This window comes from Streptomyces rhizoryzae (assembly GCF_023155275.1).
Classification (GTDB): Bacteria; Actinomycetota; Actinomycetes; order Streptomycetales; family Streptomycetaceae; genus Streptomyces; species Streptomyces rhizoryzae.
The window spans coordinates 156,439-173,004 of record NZ_JALMUV010000008.1 but is presented as its reverse complement, the minus strand read 5'-3'; the positions used below and the strand labels follow the sequence as shown (position 1 = coordinate 173,004).

At 72.0% G+C, this 16,566-nt stretch carries 12 protein-coding genes and 2 tRNA genes; 3 read left to right on the top strand and 11 right to left on the bottom strand.

The features are described 5' to 3' along the window. The first annotated feature begins 271 nt into the window (after positions 1 to 271). Positions 272 to 991 carry a DUF5324 family protein gene (locus MUU72_RS09900; RefSeq protein ID WP_248012790.1) on the top strand — a complete coding sequence of 240 codons (720 nt, stop codon included), beginning with the start codon at positions 272 to 274 and terminating at the stop codon, positions 989 to 991. A 167-nt stretch (positions 992 to 1,158) separates the two neighbouring features. Here MUU72_RS09900 and MUU72_RS09895 read toward each other — a convergent pair. After that, positions 1,159 to 1,231, bottom strand: a tRNA-Ala gene (locus MUU72_RS09895). A gap of 129 nt (positions 1,232 to 1,360) precedes the next feature. On the opposite strand from MUU72_RS09895, the gene MUU72_RS09890 reads away from it, so the two are divergent. Both MUU72_RS09890 and MUU72_RS09885 read left to right on the top strand, forming a co-directional pair. After that, positions 1,361 to 1,909: a helix-turn-helix domain-containing protein gene (locus MUU72_RS09890; protein WP_248012789.1), complete on the top strand. Its 549-nt coding sequence runs from the start codon at positions 1,361 to 1,363 to the stop codon at positions 1,907 to 1,909. A 65-nt stretch (positions 1,910 to 1,974) separates the two neighbouring features. Further along, positions 1,975 to 3,459, top strand: a complete 1,485-nt coding sequence (locus tag MUU72_RS09885; protein WP_248012788.1) for a serine/threonine-protein kinase — start codon at positions 1,975 to 1,977, stop codon at positions 3,457 to 3,459. Positions 3,460 to 3,914: 455 nt separating this feature from the next. On the opposite strand, the gene MUU72_RS09880 is transcribed toward MUU72_RS09885, so the two are convergent. The 10 genes from MUU72_RS09880 to dnaN form a co-directional block, all read right to left on the bottom strand. Continuing rightward, a complete protein-coding gene (locus tag MUU72_RS09880; protein ID WP_248012787.1) occupies positions 3,915 to 5,393 on the bottom strand; it encodes a hypothetical protein in 1,479 nt (492 codons plus the stop codon). Positions 5,394 to 5,590: 197 nt separating this feature from the next. Next, positions 5,591 to 5,725 (bottom strand): DLW-39 family protein, encoded by a 135-nt coding sequence (locus MUU72_RS09875; RefSeq protein ID WP_003958712.1) that lies wholly within the window; start codon positions 5,723 to 5,725, stop codon positions 5,591 to 5,593. A 237-nt stretch (positions 5,726 to 5,962) separates the two neighbouring features. Beyond that, positions 5,963 to 6,036: transfer RNA gene (locus MUU72_RS09870), tRNA-Ile, on the bottom strand. Positions 6,037 to 6,135: 99 nt separating this feature from the next. Continuing rightward, complete coding sequence (locus MUU72_RS09865) at positions 6,136 to 6,807, bottom strand: DUF3566 domain-containing protein (protein WP_248012786.1); 672 nt, start codon at positions 6,805 to 6,807, stop codon at positions 6,136 to 6,138. Positions 6,808 to 6,822: 15 nt separating this feature from the next. Further along, the gene (gyrA, locus tag MUU72_RS09860) at positions 6,823 to 9,447 is read right to left on the bottom strand and encodes a DNA gyrase subunit A (RefSeq protein WP_248012785.1); all 2,625 of its coding nucleotides are present in this window, start codon (positions 9,445 to 9,447) and stop codon (positions 6,823 to 6,825) included. Positions 9,448 to 9,497: 50 nt separating this feature from the next. Continuing rightward, positions 9,498 to 11,552, bottom strand: coding sequence for a DNA topoisomerase (ATP-hydrolyzing) subunit B (gene gyrB, locus MUU72_RS09855; protein WP_308403803.1), 2,055 nt, complete (start codon positions 11,550 to 11,552; stop codon positions 9,498 to 9,500). A gap of 406 nt (positions 11,553 to 11,958) precedes the next feature. Beyond that, positions 11,959 to 12,492: a DciA family protein gene (locus MUU72_RS09850; protein WP_248012784.1), complete on the bottom strand. Its 534-nt coding sequence runs from the start codon at positions 12,490 to 12,492 to the stop codon at positions 11,959 to 11,961. Further along, on the bottom strand, positions 12,489 to 13,625 hold the full coding sequence (gene recF, locus MUU72_RS09845) for a DNA replication/repair protein RecF (RefSeq protein ID WP_248012783.1): 1,137 nt from the start codon (positions 13,623 to 13,625) through the stop codon (positions 12,489 to 12,491). The genes MUU72_RS09850 and recF overlap by 4 nt, the downstream gene beginning before the upstream one ends. Before the next feature lie 49 nt (positions 13,626 to 13,674). Continuing rightward, positions 13,675 to 14,553 (bottom strand): phosphogluconate dehydrogenase (NAD(+)-dependent, decarboxylating), encoded by an 879-nt coding sequence (gene gnd, locus MUU72_RS09840; protein WP_248012782.1) that lies wholly within the window; start codon positions 14,551 to 14,553, stop codon positions 13,675 to 13,677. A 173-nt stretch (positions 14,554 to 14,726) separates the two neighbouring features. Beyond that, the gene (dnaN, locus tag MUU72_RS09835) at positions 14,727 to 15,857 is read right to left on the bottom strand and encodes a DNA polymerase III subunit beta (protein WP_248012781.1); all 1,131 of its coding nucleotides are present in this window, start codon (positions 15,855 to 15,857) and stop codon (positions 14,727 to 14,729) included. Between the last annotated feature and the right edge of the window lie 709 nt (positions 15,858 to 16,566).

Below are 16,566 nucleotides of genomic sequence, written 5' to 3'. Positions count from 1 at the left end.
CTTCACTGACGGTCCCCGATCCTCGCATGAAGCGGGCACCGGCTGCCCGGCCGCCACCTCTTGACGTGGTTCGCACTGATTTCCCGCGCGGGAACAGGGCACCGCGTGGCATCGTCGTGACAGGACCCCAGGGTCCGCAATGACCCGGATGCCCGTTCTCGCGTGCCGTATCCGTACGGAGCGGGCATGCTCGTCAATCGGGTGGACAGGCGACACAGCACAGGGGGAAAGCAGCCCCCGGACCCGGACACCACCGAGGAGGAGGATCCCCGTGACCCGCAAGGACAGCGTGCGCGCCGCGACCCACACGGCCAAGGACGGCGTGCGGCACGCAGCGGAGGTGGTGGCTCCCTACGCCGGAACGGCCAAGGACGCCGCTGTCCACTACACGCACGAGGCCCGCGCCCGGCTGGCCCCCAAGGTCGCCGAGGCCGCGCACCAGGCCCGTGCCCAGTACGGCAGCCACGTCCAGCCGCGGATCGAGCACGCCCGCGGGGCGCTGCCGCCCAAGGTGGACGCGGCGGCGTCCCGCGCGGCCCGCCGCACCCGCAAGGCGGCCCGGCAGGCCGCCGAGTTCACCGCCCCGCGGCTGGAGAACGCCGTGGCCGGTGCCCGCGCCGCCGCCGAGCCGGTGCGCGAGGAGGCGCTCGCCCGGGGCGCCGCGGCGCTGGCCGCGCTCCGCGGGCAGGTGACCGCCGAGGAGATCGCCAAGCTCCAGAAGAAGCAGCGCCGCCGGTGCGCCTGCGGCAAGGCCGCCAAGCGGCTGGCGCTGCTGGGCCTCGTGGCGGCCGGCGCGGTGGCCGCCTGGAAGTGGTGGGACAAGCAGGCCAACCCGGACTGGCTGGTCGAACCGCCGGCCCCCACCGAGGTCGGCGACCGCGGCCACCTCAGCTCCGTCGACGGCAGCCAGGGCTCACCGCTCGACCCGGAGGTCCAGGCCAAGCAGGCCGAGGAGGACTCCGACGAACGGGGCGGCGGCACCACCGCCTGACCCCGCCCCGCCGCCACCGGGCCGCGCCCCGTCCCCAGGGCGCGGCCCGGTGGCGTGCGGTCCTCACGGGATGTGCGGCCCCGGAGCCGCGGCATCGGCGCGGCGCCCCGAAGCGGCATGCAAAAAGCCCCTCCGACCACGTTTCCACAGGCCAGAGGGGTAGGGGGTGGAGCCTAGGGGAGTCGAACCCCTGACATCTGCCATGCAAAGACAGCGCTCTACCAACTGAGCTAAGGCCCCTTCGCCGAACAGGGTACCCGGTGTCGGACCGCTTTCCCGACCGGGTATCGCCGCACACCGTCGCTCTCCGTAGGATGCTTCGCGAGATTCGCGGCAGCGAAGCGCGATCGGGGATACAGGGGAGACGGCATGGATGCAGCACAGCAGGAAGCCACCGCGCGGGCCCGGGAGCTCCAGCGCAGCTGGTACGGGGAACCTCTGGGCGCGCTGTTCCGCCGGCTCATCGACGACCTCGGGCTCAACCAGGCCCGGCTGGCCGCGGTCCTCGGGCTCTCCGCGCCGATGCTCTCCCAGCTGATGAGCGGGCAGCGCGCGAAGATAGGCAACCCGGCGGTGGTCCAGCGGGTGCAGGCGCTCCAGGAGCTCGCCGGCCAGGTGGCGGACGGCAGCGTCAGCGCCGCGGAGGCCACCGACCGGATGGAGGAGATCAAGAAGACGGCGGGCGGTTCGGTGCTCAACAACACCGCGCAGACCACGTCGTCGACGGGGGCCACCACCGTGCGCCGGGTGGTGCGGGAGATCCAGTCGCTGCTGCGGTCGGTCTCCGACGCCGGCGAGATCATCGACGCGGCGAACGGTCTCGCCGCCACCCACCCCGAACTGGCAGAGTTCCTCCGGGTCTACGGTGCCGGCCGCACCGCCGACGCGGTCGCCCACTACGAGGCGCACCAGAGCTGACAACCCCGGCCGGCCGCCGGGGAGTTGGCCGCAGGGAGTCGTGATCCAGCAGCGGACGGGGCGCAATGGGTGAGATCTTCGCCGGTCGGTACGAGCTCGTGGACCCGATCGGACGGGGCGGAGTGGGCGCGGTCTGGCGCGCCTGGGACCACCGGCGCCGCCGCTACGTGGCGGCCAAAGTGCTCCAGCAGAGCGATGCGCACACCCTGCTGCGCTTCGTCCGCGAGCAGGCGCTGCGGATCGACCACCCGCACGTGCTGGCCCCGGCGAGCTGGGCCGCCGACGACGACCAGGTGCTGTTCACCATGGACCTGGTGCACGGCGGGTCGCTGGCCCATCTGACCGGGGACTACGGCCCGTTGCCGGCGCGGCTGGTGTGCACGCTGATGGACCAGTTGCTGGCCGGGCTGACCGCGGTGCACGCCGAGGGCGTGGTGCACCGGGACATCAAACCGGCGAACATCCTGCTGGAGGCGACCGGCACCGGCCGCCCGCACCTGCGGCTGTCCGACTTCGGTATCGCCATGCGCAAGGGCGAGCCGCGGCTGACCGAGGCCAACTACGTGGTGGGGACGCCGGGTTACTTCGCGCCGGAGCAGATGCTGGGCGCCGAACCGGACTTCCCGGCGGACCTGTTCGCGGCCGGGCTGGTGGCGCTGAGCCTGCTCACGGGCGCCAAACCGGACGCCGAGGCGCTGGTCCGCCGGTTCCAGGACCACGGCGGCATACCGAACGCGCCCGAGGACGTCCCGGAGCCGCTGTGGCAGGTGCTGGCCGCCCTGCTGCATCCGGACCCGGACGCCCGCTTCAGGACCGCGACGGGCGCGCGCAAGGCGCTGCTGGCGGCGGCCGAACTGCTGCCGGAGGTGACGCTGGAGGACGAGGTGGTCGAGGTCTTCGACCACATCGGGCCGCTGCCGGCCGGCTTCGGGCCGGAGGGGCCGCTGCGGCCGGCGCGGGGCGGGGACGCCACCGGGAGCACGACGGTGGCCGCCGGGCCCGCCGGTGAGGGCACCAGGGCACCGGGCGGTGGCCCGGAGGCGGACGGTGCCGGTGCGTCCGGGTCCGTACCGGGCGCCGGGGCGGCTCCCGGGCCCGGCACCCTGTCCGGCACCGGGAGCTTCCACCTGGCGCCGCCCGAGCACCCGGTGCCGCCGCCCCCGAGCACCCCGCCGCCCCTGCCTCCCCCGCCGGCCGGCCCACCGCCGGCGGGCACCCCGCCGCGCGGTACCGTCCCGGCACCCCCGGCCACCCCGCCCCGCACCCCACCCCCGGGCCCCGTACCGGCACCGGCGCCCGTCCCGGCCCCGATGCCGCGCTACGAGCCGACGGCCGCCGCGCCTCCGGAGCCGTCGGCGACCCGCCCGTACACCACCGGGCAGCCGCCCCTGCCGGACCGCACCCCGGACGGAACGGCCGGGGCGCCGGTGCCGCCGCCCCCGAGCGGGCCGGTACGGAAACCGGGACCGCCCCCGAAGGTCGCGGTCCCGGTCCTGATCGTGGCGCTGCTGTGCATCGCGGTGGGGATCTGGGCGCTGCTGGGCAGCTGAGGCCGCGCGCCCGGCCGGCTCCCCCGCGCGCGGCAGCGGGGCGGCCCGGCGCGGTGCCGACCCGGTCGGCTGCTGGTTCAGCGGCGGCGCCGGGGCCGGTGCGGCGGCCGGGGCGGGCCGGGCGGCGCCGGGCGGCGCGCCCGCACCGGCCACACCCCGCGCCCGGTCAGCAGCAGGGCCCCGCGCAGATCCCGGCGTACCCGACGACGGCGAAGCACATCCGCGACACCGCGCGGTCCGGTGCGCGGCGGTTGCCGTACGCCACCGGCGCGGTGGACGCGCCGACCGCGGCCGGCCTCCCGTCGTAGGGGACGACAGCCGCCCGCGGCGACCGTGCCGCGCGCCGGGTTGCAGAGGGCGATCCCGAGGGCGCTGGGCCCCCCGGGGGCCCCGCGAGCGCTACCGCGGCCGGCGCGGTGCGGACGGCGAGCCCCGGCGTCCCGCCCGGCGCCCGGTCACCCCGTGCCGCCCTGCCGCCCCTGTGGCCGCGGCCTCCGGCGGGCCACCACGTACGACAGGCCCAGGCCGGTGAGCAGGAGGACGCCCACCGCGCCGACAACGACCCCGGCGACCCGGATCGCGGGCCAGCCGCCCGCCGCCCCGGCGCCCGGGGAGCCCGGACTCCCGTTCTCCGCCCGGCTCGTGGCGGCCGCCGCGCCCACCTCCGGCCCGGCCTTCGCCCGGCCGAGGACGGCGACCCGCAGCACCACGCCGATCCGCGCGTCCGGGGCGATCTCGGCGGCCCGGGCGCCGAGGGTGACCGCGATGTAGAAGTCGCCCGCGGCATGGGTGGGCTTGATGTTGGACCGCGCCTCGTACCGGTTGGTCCAGGAGACCGGCACCGTGCCCATGCTCAGCGAGGCCGGCCGCCCGTTGTACGGCACCTGCGGGGTGAACACCCCGGTGCCGTTGCCGACCGGGGCCCGGAACGGCGTGTAGACCTGGGTGCCGGCGAAGGAGTAGGGGGCGGCACGCCCGGTCCGCGGCTCGCTGGCGAACTCCACGTCGTAGCGCAGCTGTTGGCCCCAGGTGACCGGCACCTTGTACCAGAGCGTCTGGGCGGGCAGGATCCGGTCCCGCCAGACGCCCGGGCCCAGCGGCCGGGCGTCGTTGAAGCCGGTGCCGCCGGTGGTGCCGACGGGCGCGGTGGTGGGCAGCGCGGCGGCCTTGCCGCCCGCACCGTAGTCCGCTGCCGACGGCGCCGGGGTTGCGCCCTTCTTCAGCGGATGTTCCACGTGAAACATCAGCTCGATCGGCCAGCGCGCGGCGCCCGATCCGGTGGCCGCGCGGCGCTCGACCACCAGCAGGTACCGGCCCGCCGCATCGCAGGTGCCGGTGCCGCTCCGCGTCGGGATGCGGCTGACGCCCGCGGTCAGCGGGGTGGCGCCCTCCCGCTGCCCGAACATCGCGTTGCCCGAGTCGCAGGTGCTGCCCTGGCTGCGGACGACCCTGAGGTAGAGGGTGTCGGCGAGATCGACGGCCGCACCGGGCGGCGGCACGGCGGTCGCCGAGAAGTCCGCGGCCGACGCCGCGTCCAGGTCGGTGGCGTAGTACCGCTTCTCGCCGGGCCCGATGCTGTCCAGATACTGCCCCGGGGTGAGGACCGGCGCGCCCTTCTGCTCGGCCGCGCCGCGGATCTGGCGGCCCTTGAACCGGTACCCCTGGGCGGCGAGTTGGCCGGTGCCCCGGAGTGGGCGGGTCGGCGGCGGGGCGTCCGGGGCGCCGACGGCCTTGCGGGCGGCGTCGACACGGGTGGCACCGGCCCCGTCACCGCCGGCCGCCGTGCGCGAGGCGTCCAGGGCCACCACCGGTCCGCCGCCCGCGGCCGGCGGCCGGGCCCGGGGCGCCGCCGCGGCCGGGAGCACCGCCCCGGCCAGCGCCAGCAGCACCCCTCCGACCAGCGCCACCGCCGTGCCGCGTGATGGTCGTGCCATGTCCTCGTCGTCCCCCTCGCGTCCTGCCGGTCACACCCCGGACATCGACTCCCCGGACTTCACAGCCCGCGACTTTGCCGCTGCAATTCAACGGTGTGCGATAGCAAACTCAGGACCTCTGCCCGTCCCGGTACGTACGAAACCCCGGCCGCCCTTGGGCAACCGGGGTCCATACGAACTGTCTGTGCGTGGTGTGCTCACACACCCGAACCTGCGGGCACGGAGTCGGTCGCCTCCGTCCACAGATCCTGCTCGGCGCGATCCGCCTGGATCTGGCGGTACACGAGGAGCCCGCCGATGGCGGCCAGTGCGACCAGGAGAAGCTTCTTCACCGCGCGACCTCGTCTTTCGTTGACGTAGGGGACCCTTTGTCGGCCGATGATACACACCGGCCGATACCGATCGGTTATCTCGCCCGCACCGGGCAACACCCCGTCCGGAGGCGCCCGGCGGGCCTCAACTCCCGCCTCTTCTCAACGAATCGCACCGGGGGTTTCGTTCCCGCCGCGGAAGGACGGGCAAAAGCAGCGGCCCGGCCGGAGAATTCTCCGGCCGGGCCGTCTGGGCGGTGCGGCTACCAGGACTTGAACCTGGGGCCTCTTCCTTATCAGGGAAGCGCTCTAACCGTCTGAGCTATAGCCGCTCGTTCGCTGCACCAGAAGATTAGCGCACTTCAGAGGCGTTCCCAAAATCGGTTCCCCGAGCCCCGGGAACGCCCGGTGCAGGCGGCCCCTCCAGGGGCTCACTCGTCCTCCGCGAGGGTCAGCTCCACACCGCCCACGAAGCCCGCGGAGAGGTTGTAGATGAAGGACCCGAGGGTGGCCAGCGCGGTCGCCAGCACCACGTCGATCACCGCGATGACCGAGGTGAACAGCAGCACCCGCGGCAGCGAGAGGAACGACTGGAGGTCGAAGCCGCCGCCCTCGGCGGAGCCGGTCGCGTCGCTGATCGTCCGGCCGACCGTGGAGAAGACGCCCATCGCGTCCATCACCATCCACAGCACCGCCACCGCCACCACCGTGCAGATGCCCAGCGCGATGGAGAGCAGGAAGCTCACCTTCATCACCGACCACGGGTCCGTGCGCGCCACCCGCAGCCGGGCCTTGCGCGTCCGCGGGACCGTCCCGGCGCCCGTACGCGGCTTGCGCACGGCCGGCCCGGCCTCCCCCTGCCCCGCGCCCGTGCGGTACGCCTGAGGCGGCTGGTACGGCTGCTCTGCGCCGCCCCGCGGTTGCGGCTGGGGCTGCGGCTGACGGGTGTTGCTCATGGTTCCCCCCTCATGGGCGCCCTCGTGCCGGGTGCCGTCGGACGCGACGGAGCCACGGGCGCTGCGCTCCTCACCGGTTGCGGGTTCCTCCGCGGAGTCCTGTGTGACTCCCGTTCCACCCGTCGCAGCGCCCGTGGCTCCACTCACGACCTACTCCTCGTGTTACTCCGCCGCGGACTGCTCGCCCCCGGCTGCGGTGGCCCCGGACTCCTCGGCCGCCCCGGTCTCCTCGGGCTCGTCGGGCCCGTCGACCTCTTCGGCCTCCCGGCCGGCCTCGGCGTTGCGCGCGATGCCGACGACAGCATCTCGCTTGCCCAGGTTGATCAGTTGGACGCCCATGGTGTCACGGCCGGTCTCGCGGACCTCGTTGACCCGCGTACGGATCACGCCACCGCCGAGCGTGATCGCCAGGATCTCGTCGGTCTCCTCGACGACCAGCGCCCCGACCAGCGAACCCCGGTCCTCGACGATCTTGGCGGCCTTGATGCCGAGGCCGCCGCGGCCCTGGACGCGGTACTCGTCGACCGCGGTGCGCTTGGCGTAGCCGCCGTCGGTGGCGGTGAAGACGAAGGTGCCGTCCCGGACCACGTTCAGCGAGAGCAGCTCGTCGCCCTCGCGGAAGCTCATGCCCTTCACGCCGGAGGTGGCCCGGCCCATCGGGCGCAGCGCGTCGTCGCTCGCGGTGAAGCGGATCGACTGGGCCTTCCTGCTGATCAGCAGCAGGTCGTCGGTCTCCGAGACCAGCTCGGCGCCGATCAGCTCGTCGCCCGTGCCGTCCTCCAGCTCGCGGAGGTTGATCGCGATCACACCGCCGGAGCGGGGCGAGTCGTAGTCCTTCAGCGGGGTCTTCTTCACCAGGCCGGCCTTGGTGGCGAGGACCAGGTACGGCGCCGCCTCGTAGTCGCGGATCGCCAGGATCTGCGCGATCTGCTCGTCCGGCTGGAAGGCCAGGAGGTTGGCGACGTGCTGGCCGCGCGCGTCCCGCCCGGCGTCGGGGAGCTCGTACGCCTTGGCGCGGTAGACCCGGCCCTTGTTGGTGAAGAAGAGCAGCCAGTGGTGGGTGGTGGAGACGAAGAAGTGGTCGACGATGTCGTCTTCCTTCAGCTTCGTGCCCCGCACGCCCTTGCCGCCGCGCTTCTGGGCGCGGTAGTCGTCGGTCTTGGTGCGCTTGATGTAGCCGCCGCGGGTCACCGTGACGACGATGTCCTCCTCGGCGATCAGGTCCTCGATGGACATGTCGCCCTCGAAGGGCACCAGCTGGGTGCGGCGGTCGTCGCCGTACTTCTCGACGATCGCGGCCAGTTCCTCGCTGATGATCTGGCGCTGCCGCTCCGGGGAGGCCAGGATCGCGTTGTACTCGTCGATCTTGCGCTGGAGCTCGTCGTGCTCGGCGGTGATCTTCTGGCGCTCCAGGGCGGCCAGCCGGCGCAGCTGCATCTCCAGGATCGCGTTGGCCTGGATCTCGTCGATCCGCAGCAGGCCCATCAGGCCCTCGCGGGCCTCCTCGACCGTCTGGCTGCGCCGGATCAGCGCGATGACCTCGTCGATGGCGTCCAGGGCCTTGAGCAGACCGCGCAGGATGTGGGCGCGCTCCTCGGCCTTGCGCAGCCGGAACTTCGTCCGGCGGACGATGACCTCGATCTGGTGGGTGACCCAGTTGCGGATGAACGCGTCCAGCGAGAGGGTGCGCGGCACGCCGTCGACCAGCGCGAGCATGTTCGCGCCGAAGTTGGTCTGGAGGTCGGTGTGCTTGTAGAGGTTGTTGAGGACGACCTTGGCGACCGCGTCCCGCTTGAGGACGATGACCAGCCGCTGGCCGGTGCGCGAGGAGGTCTCGTCGCGGACGTCCGCGATACCGCCGATCCTGCCGTCCTTGACCAGGTCGGCGATCTTCTGCGCGAGGTTGTCCGGGTTGACCTGGTAGGGCAGCTCGGTGACCACCAGGCACTGGCGGTTCTGGATCTCCTCGACCTCGACCACCGCGCGCATCGTGATGGAGCCGCGGCCGGTGCGGTACGCCTCCTCGATGCCCTTGCGGCCCACCACCAGCGCGCCGGTGGGGAAGTCGGGGCCCTTGATCCGCTCGATCAGCGCGTCGAGCAGCTCCTCGCTGGACGCCTCGGGGTGGGCCAGCGCCCACTGCGCGCCCTCGGCGACCTCGCGGAGGTTGTGCGGCGGGATGTTGGTGGCCATACCGACCGCGATACCGGCCGAGCCGTTGATCAGGAGGTTGGGGAAGCGGGACGGCAGGACCGTCGGCTCCTGGTTGCGGCCGTCGTAGTTGTCCTGGAAGTCGACGGTCTCCTCGTCGATGTCCCGGAGCATCTCCATCGACAGCGGCGCCATCTTGCACTCGGTGTACCGCATGGCCGCGGCCGGGTCGTTGCCCGGGGAGCCGAAGTTGCCGTTGGAGTCGACCAGCGGCATCCGCATCGACCACGGCTGGGCCAGGCGCACCAGCGCGTCGTAGATGGAGGTGTCACCGTGCGGGTGGTACGTACCCATGACGTCGCCGACGACGCGGGCGCACTTGTAGAAGCCCTTCTCGGGGCGGTAGCCGCCGTCGTACATCGCGTACAGGACGCGGCGGTGCACCGGCTTGAGGCCGTCGCGGACGTCGGGCAGCGCACGCGAGACGATGACGGACATCGCGTAGTCGAGGTAGGAGCGCTGCATCTCCGTTTCGAGCCCGACGGGCTCGACGCGCATCCCGACGCCTTCGATGGTGGCGGGCGCGCCCTCGGCGGTCACGCCGTCCGGGGTCACAGGGGGGTTCTCGTCGGCCATGGTGGTTCAAAGTCCTTTCGAGCTGCGGCTGGTGTGCGGGCCGACAGGGCTCAGATGTCGAGGAAGCGGACGTCCTTGGCGTTGCGCTGGATGAACGAGCGGCGCGCCTCGACGTCCTCGCCCATGAGGACGGAGAACAGGTCGTCGGCACGGGCCGCGTCGTCCAGCGAGACCTGGCCGAGCACCCGGTGGTCGGCGTCCATGGTCGTCACGCGCAGCTCCTCGGCGTTCATCTCGCCGAGACCCTTGAACCGCTGGATGGAGTCCTCGCGGATCCGCTTGCCGTTCTGCTTGCCGCGCTCGATCAGCGCGTCCCGCTCCGTGTCGGAGTAGGCGTACTCGAAGTCGTCCCGGCCCCACTTGATCTTGTACAGCGGCGGGCGGGAGAGGTAGACGTGCCCGGCCTCGACCAGCGGCCGCATGAAGCGGAAGAGGAAGGTCAGCAGCAGGGTGTTGATGTGCTGGCCGTCGACGTCGGCGTCCGCCATCAAGATGATCTTGTGGTAGCGGAGCTTGTCGATGTCGAAGTCCTCGTGCACACCGGTGCCGAAGGCCGAGATCAGGGCCTGGACCTCGTTGTTCTGGAGGATCTTGTCGACCCGGGCCTTCTCGACGTTGAGGATCTTGCCGCGGATCGGGAGGATCGCCTGGTACTCGGGGTTGCGGCCGGACTTGGCCGAGCCGCCGGCGGAGTCACCCTCGACGATGAAGATCTCGCACTTGGTCGGGTCGTTGGACTGGCAGTCGCTCAGCTTGCCGGGCAGCGACGCGGTCTCCAGCAGGCCCTTGCGGCGCGTCAGGTCGCGCGCCTTGCGGGCCGCGACCCGGGCGGTGGCCGCCTGGATGCCCTTGCGGACGATGTCCGCGGCCTCGTTGGGGTTGCGGTCCAGCCAGTCGTTGAGGTGCTCGTGGACGACCTTCTGGACGAAGGTCTTGACCTCGGTGTTGCCCAGCTTGGTCTTGGTCTGGCCCTCGAACTGCGGCTCGGAGAGCTTGACCGAGATGATCGCGGTCAGACCCTCGCGGATGTCCTCACCGGTGAGGTTGTCGTCCTTCTCGCGCAGCAGCTTCTTCTCGCGGGCGTAACGGTTGATCAGACCCGTCAGCGCGGCGCGGAAGCCCTCCTCGTGGGTACCGCCCTCATGGGTGTGGATGATGTTGGCGAAGCTGTAGACACCCTCGCTGTACTGGGTGTTCCACTGCATCGCGAGGTCGAGGGAGAGCATCCGCTCCTTGTCCTCGGCCTCCACCGAGACCACCGTCGGGTGGACCAGCTCCCCCTTGCGGGAGTTGAGGTACTTCACGAAGTCGACGATGCCGCCCTCGTAGTGGTACCGGACCGCGAGCGGCTTGCCGTCCTCGTCCACGTGGTCCGGGCGCTCGTCCTTGAGCGTGATGGTCAGCCCCTTGTTGAGGAAGGCCATCTCCTGGAAGCGCCGGGACAGCGTCTCGAAGCTGTAGGTGGTGGTTTCGAAGATCTCGGGGTCGGCCCAGAAGGTGACCGAGGTGCCGGTCTCCTCGGTGGCCTCGTGCTTGGCCAGCGGGGCGGTGGGAACGCCCTGCTTGTACTCCTGGGTCCAGCGGTAGCCGTCCGTGCGGATCTCCACCGCGACCCGGGTCGACAGCGCGTTGACCACGGAGACACCGACGCCGTGCAGACCGCCGGAGACCGCGTACCCGCCGCCGCCGAACTTGCCGCCCGCGTGCAGCACCGTCAGCACGACCTCCACGGCCGGCTTGTTCTCGGACGGGACGATGCCGACGGGGATACCGCGGCCGTTGTCGACGACCCGCACACCGCCGTCGGCCAGGATCGTCACGTCGATGGTGTCGGCGTGGCCGGCCAGCGCCTCGTCGACGGAGTTGTCGACGACCTCCTGCACCAGGTGGTGCAAACCGCGCTCGCCCGTCGAGCCGATGTACATGCCGGGGCGCTTGCGAACCGCGTCCAGGCCCTCAAGGACGGTGATCGCGCTGGCGTCGTACGACTTCTCCACCGAGGAGTCGCCCACGGCGCCGGCCGACCCCCCCTCTTCGGTAGAAGCCATGTTGTTCTCGTTGAGGTCGCCGGAGTCGGCCACGAAGCGCCCTTTCTGGCACAGCACGAGCCCTTCCGCACCTGCTGGGATCTCCCCGGGAAGGACAGGTGGGAGCGGCTCGTCGTTCGACTTGTTCCGCGAGTGGGCGGGATTGCTACCAGTGTACCGGTGGCGCTGACACTCATGGGGGTTTGCAGGTGCCTGAGTCGTCATGTGCCGCCCTGAACTGGCGTCCGCCGACTCCCCATATGCGAGACGGGGCCCCAGGACGCTCACACGGGCACTCAGCGCTTCGGGCTGTCAACCGCCGACTACGGTGAGCGGGGTCTCATGCGTCACACGTGTTTACCGCTCTCGTACGACTGTGCGCCGTTTCACGTGAAACGGCGCGTGACCGGCCGCGGAAGCGCGAGGGGGCGGTGTTTCACGTGAAACACCGCCCCCTCGAAGGCGCACGCATCCCGGCCGGGCCTCAGCCGTAGGTGTCGCCGGGCCCCCGGCTGCCCGGTGCGCGCAGCGGCCCGTAGCGGCGCGCCGGACCGCCCGGCCCCAGCACCTTGATCATCTTGACCGAGCCGTGGCCCAGGTCCTGGTTGAGGCGGGCCACCAGCTGCGGTGCCAGCAGCCGCAGCTGCGTCGCCCAGGCCGTCGAGTCGCACTGCACCGTCAGCACCCGGGCGTCCTCGTCGTACCGCTGCGGCTCGCAGTGCTGCGCCACCTCGGGACCGACCAGCTGCGGCCAGCGGCCCATCACCCCGCCGACCGCCGCCGGGGTCTCCCAGCCGCGTTCGGTGATCAGCCGGTTGATCGCCGCGCCCAGCGGCAGCGGGTCCCGCCCGTCCGCCCGCGCGCCCGAGCGGAGCCCGCCGCGGCGGGCCTGCTTGCGCTGCTGCGCGGCGGCGCCGCGAGCGCGGGCCTGCTCCTTGGCGGCCACCAGCGCCTGGCGGGCCAGGTCCACACCGGACAGCTCGGGGACCTTGGGCCGCTCCGGCTGCGGTTCGGTCACCGGTCCACCCTCTCCACCGTGCCACCGGAGACCGCGTACCGGGCGCCGGTCAGCACGTGCGGCACGTCGTCGTCCACCGCCGCGGTCACCAGCACCTGCTCGCCCGGCGCCACCAGCTCCGCCAGCCGCTCCCGCCGCCGGGCGTCCAGCTCGGCGAAGACGTCGTCCAGCACCAGCACCGGCTCATTGCCCTCCGCGCGCAGCAGCTCGTACGACGCCAGCCGCAGTGCCAGCGCGTACGACCAGGACTCGCCGTGGCTGGCGTAGCCCTTCGCCGGCAGCTGGCCCAGCTTGAGCAGCAGATCGTCCCGGTGCGGGCCGACCAGCGTCACCCCGCGCTCGATCTCGTTCCGGCGGGCCTCGCCGAGCGCCGCCAGCAGGACCTCGTACAGCTCCTCGCGGCGGGTGGCGGCGGCCATCGCCTCGCCCGCGGACCCGCGGTACTCCAGCCCCAGCGGGCCACCGCCCGGCGCCAGCTGCTCGTACGCCTTGTCCGCCAGCGGCCCCAGGGCGGCGATCAGGTCGAGCCGCTGGGCGAGCAGTTCGGCGCCGGCCCGGGCCAGGTGCTGGTCCCAGACGTCCAGCGTCGACAGGTCCATCTGCCGCCCGCCGTGCCGCCGGGCCAGTGCCGCCGTCTTCAGCAGGGTGTTCCGCTGCTTGAGGACGCGGTCGTAGTCGGAGCGCACCCCGGCCATCCGCGGCGAGCGGGCGGTGATCAGTTCGTCGAGGAACCGCCGGCGCTCCCCGGGGTCGCCCTTGACCAGTGCCAGGTCCTCCGGCGCGAACAGCACGGTCCGCACGATCCCCAGCACGTCACGCGGTCTGACCTGCGAGGACCGGTTGATCCTGGCGCGGTTCGCCTTGCCCGGATTGAGCTCCAGCTCCACCAGCTGCTGCCGGTCGCCCTGCGCGACCGCGGCCCGGATGACCGCCCGGTCCGCGCCCATCCGCACCAGCGGCGCGTCCGAGGAGACCCGGTGGCTGCCGAGCGTGGCCAGATAGCCGACCGCCTCGACGAGATTCGTCTTGCCCTGGCCGTTGGGTCCCACGAACGCCGTGACGCCCGGGTCGAGCGGGACCTCGACCCGGGCGTACGAGCGGAAGTCGGCGAGCGACAGGTGCGTTACGTGCATAGCTACGCGCCGACCTCCCCCGGCTGCTGAGCTGTTGTGCGGGTGGTGCTTACTTCGTGCTCTCGACCGCGTGGCCACCGAACTGGTTGCGCAGCGCGGCGATCATCTTCATCTGCGGGGAGTCGTCCTGGCGGGACGAGAAGCGGGCGAAGAGCGACGCGGTGATCGCCGGCAGCGGCACGGCGTTGTCGATCGCGGCCTCGACCGTCCAGCGGCCCTCACCGGAGTCCGCGGCGTACCCGCGCAGCTTGGCCAGGTGCTCGTCCTCGTCGAGGGCGTTGACGGCCAGGTCCAGCAGCCAGGAGCGGATGACCGTGCCCTCCTGCCAGGAGCGGAAGATCTCGCGGACGTTCTCCACGGAGTCGACCTTCTCCAGCAGCTCCCAGCCCTCGGCGTACGCCTGCATCATGGCGTACTCGATGCCGTTGTGGACCATCTTCGCGAAGTGGCCCGCGCCCACCTTGCCGGCGTGCACCGAGCCGAAGTCGCCCTCGGGCTTGAGGGCGTCGAAGACCGGCTGCACCTTGGCGACGTTCTCCTTGTCGCCGCCGTACATCAGCGCGTAGCCGTTCTCCAGGCCCCAGACGCCGCCGGAGACGCCGCAGTCCACGAAGCCGATGCCCTTGGCGGCCAGCTCCTCGGCGTGCTTCTCGTCGTCGGTCCAGCGGGAGTTGCCGCCGTCCACGACGAGGTCGCCCGGCGAGAGCAGCTCGGCCAGCTCGTCGATGGTCGACTGGGTGGCGGCGCCGGCCGGCACCATGACCCAGACCACCCGCGGCCCCTGGAGCCGGTCCACCAGCTCCTGGAGGCTGCCCACATCGGCCAGGTCGGGGTTGCGGTCGTATCCGATGACGGTGTGGCCGGCGCGGCGAATGCGCTCGCGCATGTTGCCGCCCATCTTGCCGAGACCGACGAGACCGAGCTCCATCAGAGACCCTCTTTGCACATAGTCGTTGCTGTTCGTACCCGAGTCCGAGCCTACGCCCGGGACCCTGTGCACAGCTGTGGGCTCAGCCGCTCATCGGGGGCCTGTCAGCCGGTCGCCGCAGGGCCCCGGCGCAGCGGCCGGGGCCCGGTCGGTACGGGAGCCGTCCGCCGCCGTCAGCCGGAGAGGCGGACCGGCATGATCAGGTACTTGTAGGCATCGTCGGCCTCGGCGTCCTTGGCCGGGCGGCCGCTGAGCAGCGCGGGCTTGGTCGAGGTGGTGAACGACAGCTGGGCCACCGGCGAGTCGATCGCCGACAGGCCCTCCAGCAGGAAGCCGGGGTTGAAGGCGATCGAGATGTCGTCGCCCTCCAGGTCGGCGTCGACCCTTTCCACAGCCTGTGCATCGTCGCTGGAGCCGGCCTCCAGGATGAGCACGCCCTGCTCGAAGCTCAGCCGGACCGGGGTGTTCCGCTCGGCGACCAGGGCCACGCGCTTGACGGCCTCGACGAACGGGGCGGTCTCGATCACCGCGACCGAGTTGAACTCCGTCGGGAAGAGGGTGCGGTACTTCGGCAGGTCGCCTTCGAGCAGCCGGGTCGTGGTCCGCCGGCCGGCGCCCTCGAAACCGATCAGGCCCTCGCCCTGCCCGGAGCCGGACAGCGCCAGGGTGACGGTGTCGCCGCCGCTCAGCGACTTGGCGGTGTCCAGCAGCGTCTTGGCCGGGACCAGGGCGACCGCGGAGGCGTCCGGGCTCTCCGGCTTCCACAGGAACTCGCGGACCGCGAAGCGGTAGCGGTCGGTGGAGGCCAGGGTGACGGTGTCGCCCTCGATCTCGATCCGCACACCGGTGAGCACCGGAAGCGTGTCGTCGCGGCCGGCCGCGATGGCCACCTGGGCGGCGGCCGCGGCGAAGACCTCGGCGGGGACGGTGCCGGTGGCGGTGGGCATCGCCGGCAGCGACGGGTACTCCTCCACCGGCAGGGTGTGGAGGGTGAAGCGGGAGGAGCCGCAGACCACGGTCACCCGTACACCGTCGGTGGAAATCTCCACCGGGCGGTTGGGGAGGGCGCGGCAGATGTCGGCGAGCAGCCGGCCGGAGACGAGGACGGTGCCCTCCTCCTCGACCTCGGCCTCCACCGAGACCCGCGCCGAGACCTCGTAGTCGAAGCCGGAGAGGCTCAGCGCGCCGTCGTCCGCCTTCAGCAGCAGGCCCGCGAGGACGGGCACCGGCGGACGGGCCGGGAGGCTCTTGGCCGCCCAGGCCACTGCCTCCGCGAGTACATCGCGCTCCACCCGGATCTTCACCGGAAACCGCCTCCTGCTGTTGCTGGCTCTCGCCCTGCTGGCTCTTCGTCGTCGGCTGAGTTGCCGCCAGACCAGTCTGACGCACGCCGCGGGGAGCCGGTGCGGCTCGGGGTCAAGTCGGCTGGGACGGAGCGGCGCGCTCCGGAGCCGGGTTGTGCACAGGCCCCGGTTCCGAGCGAATTCCCCGGTTGATATCCGTGGTCGTAGTAGTAGGGCCTGTGGAAACCGTGGACAACTGGCTTTGCGCAGGTCAGCACGGATTTTTTGTCCACTGCCCCTGTGGGTGGCCGCCGTGGATAACCGGCCCCGGCTGTGGATCGGCGGAAGTTCTGCACACCCCATGCACAGGGCGGAGGCACTTCTCCCCAGTGCCGTCCCCAGGTTTACCCACGTTCCCCACAGCCCAACCCACCGATGTCGTGTGACCGCTTTCACTCGGCGCAGTGAGGGCGGGTGTTGTGTTGCCGAACAGTGGACAGCGGTGTGGAGAAGCCGTCGATCACTGGGGACAACGGGGCTTCGCCTGTGGGCAGCCGGTGGACAACTCCTCACCGCTCCTGTGGACGAACGCTTCGTCCACAGCCTGTGGATTACGGTTGGCCACAATTCCACACCCTGCTGACCTCGCAGGTTGGCCCCTCCGACCCCCTGCCTGTGGATCCCACAGGGATAACTTTCCCCTCCCCAGCCTGTGGACGGAAGATTCTTG

Bases quoted from the DNA above. Each gene is read 5' to 3' on its own strand.
- MUU72_RS09890 (WP_248012789.1), top strand. From the start codon at position 1,361: ATGGATGCAGCACAGCAGGAAGCCACCGCGCGGGCCCGGGAGCTCCAG.
- MUU72_RS09885 (WP_248012788.1), top strand. From the start codon at position 1,975: ATGGGTGAGATCTTCGCCGGTCGGTACGAGCTCGTGGACCCGATCGGA.
- MUU72_RS09880 (WP_248012787.1), bottom strand. From the start codon at position 5,393: ATGGCACGACCATCACGCGGCACGGCGGTGGCGCTGGTCGGAGGGGTG.
- gyrA (WP_248012785.1), bottom strand. From the start codon at position 9,447: ATGGCCGACGAGAACCCCCCTGTGACCCCGGACGGCGTGACCGCCGAG.
- recF (WP_248012783.1), bottom strand. From the start codon at position 13,625: ATGCACGTAACGCACCTGTCGCTCGCCGACTTCCGCTCGTACGCCCGG.
- gnd (WP_248012782.1), bottom strand. From the start codon at position 14,553: ATGGAGCTCGGTCTCGTCGGTCTCGGCAAGATGGGCGGCAACATGCGC.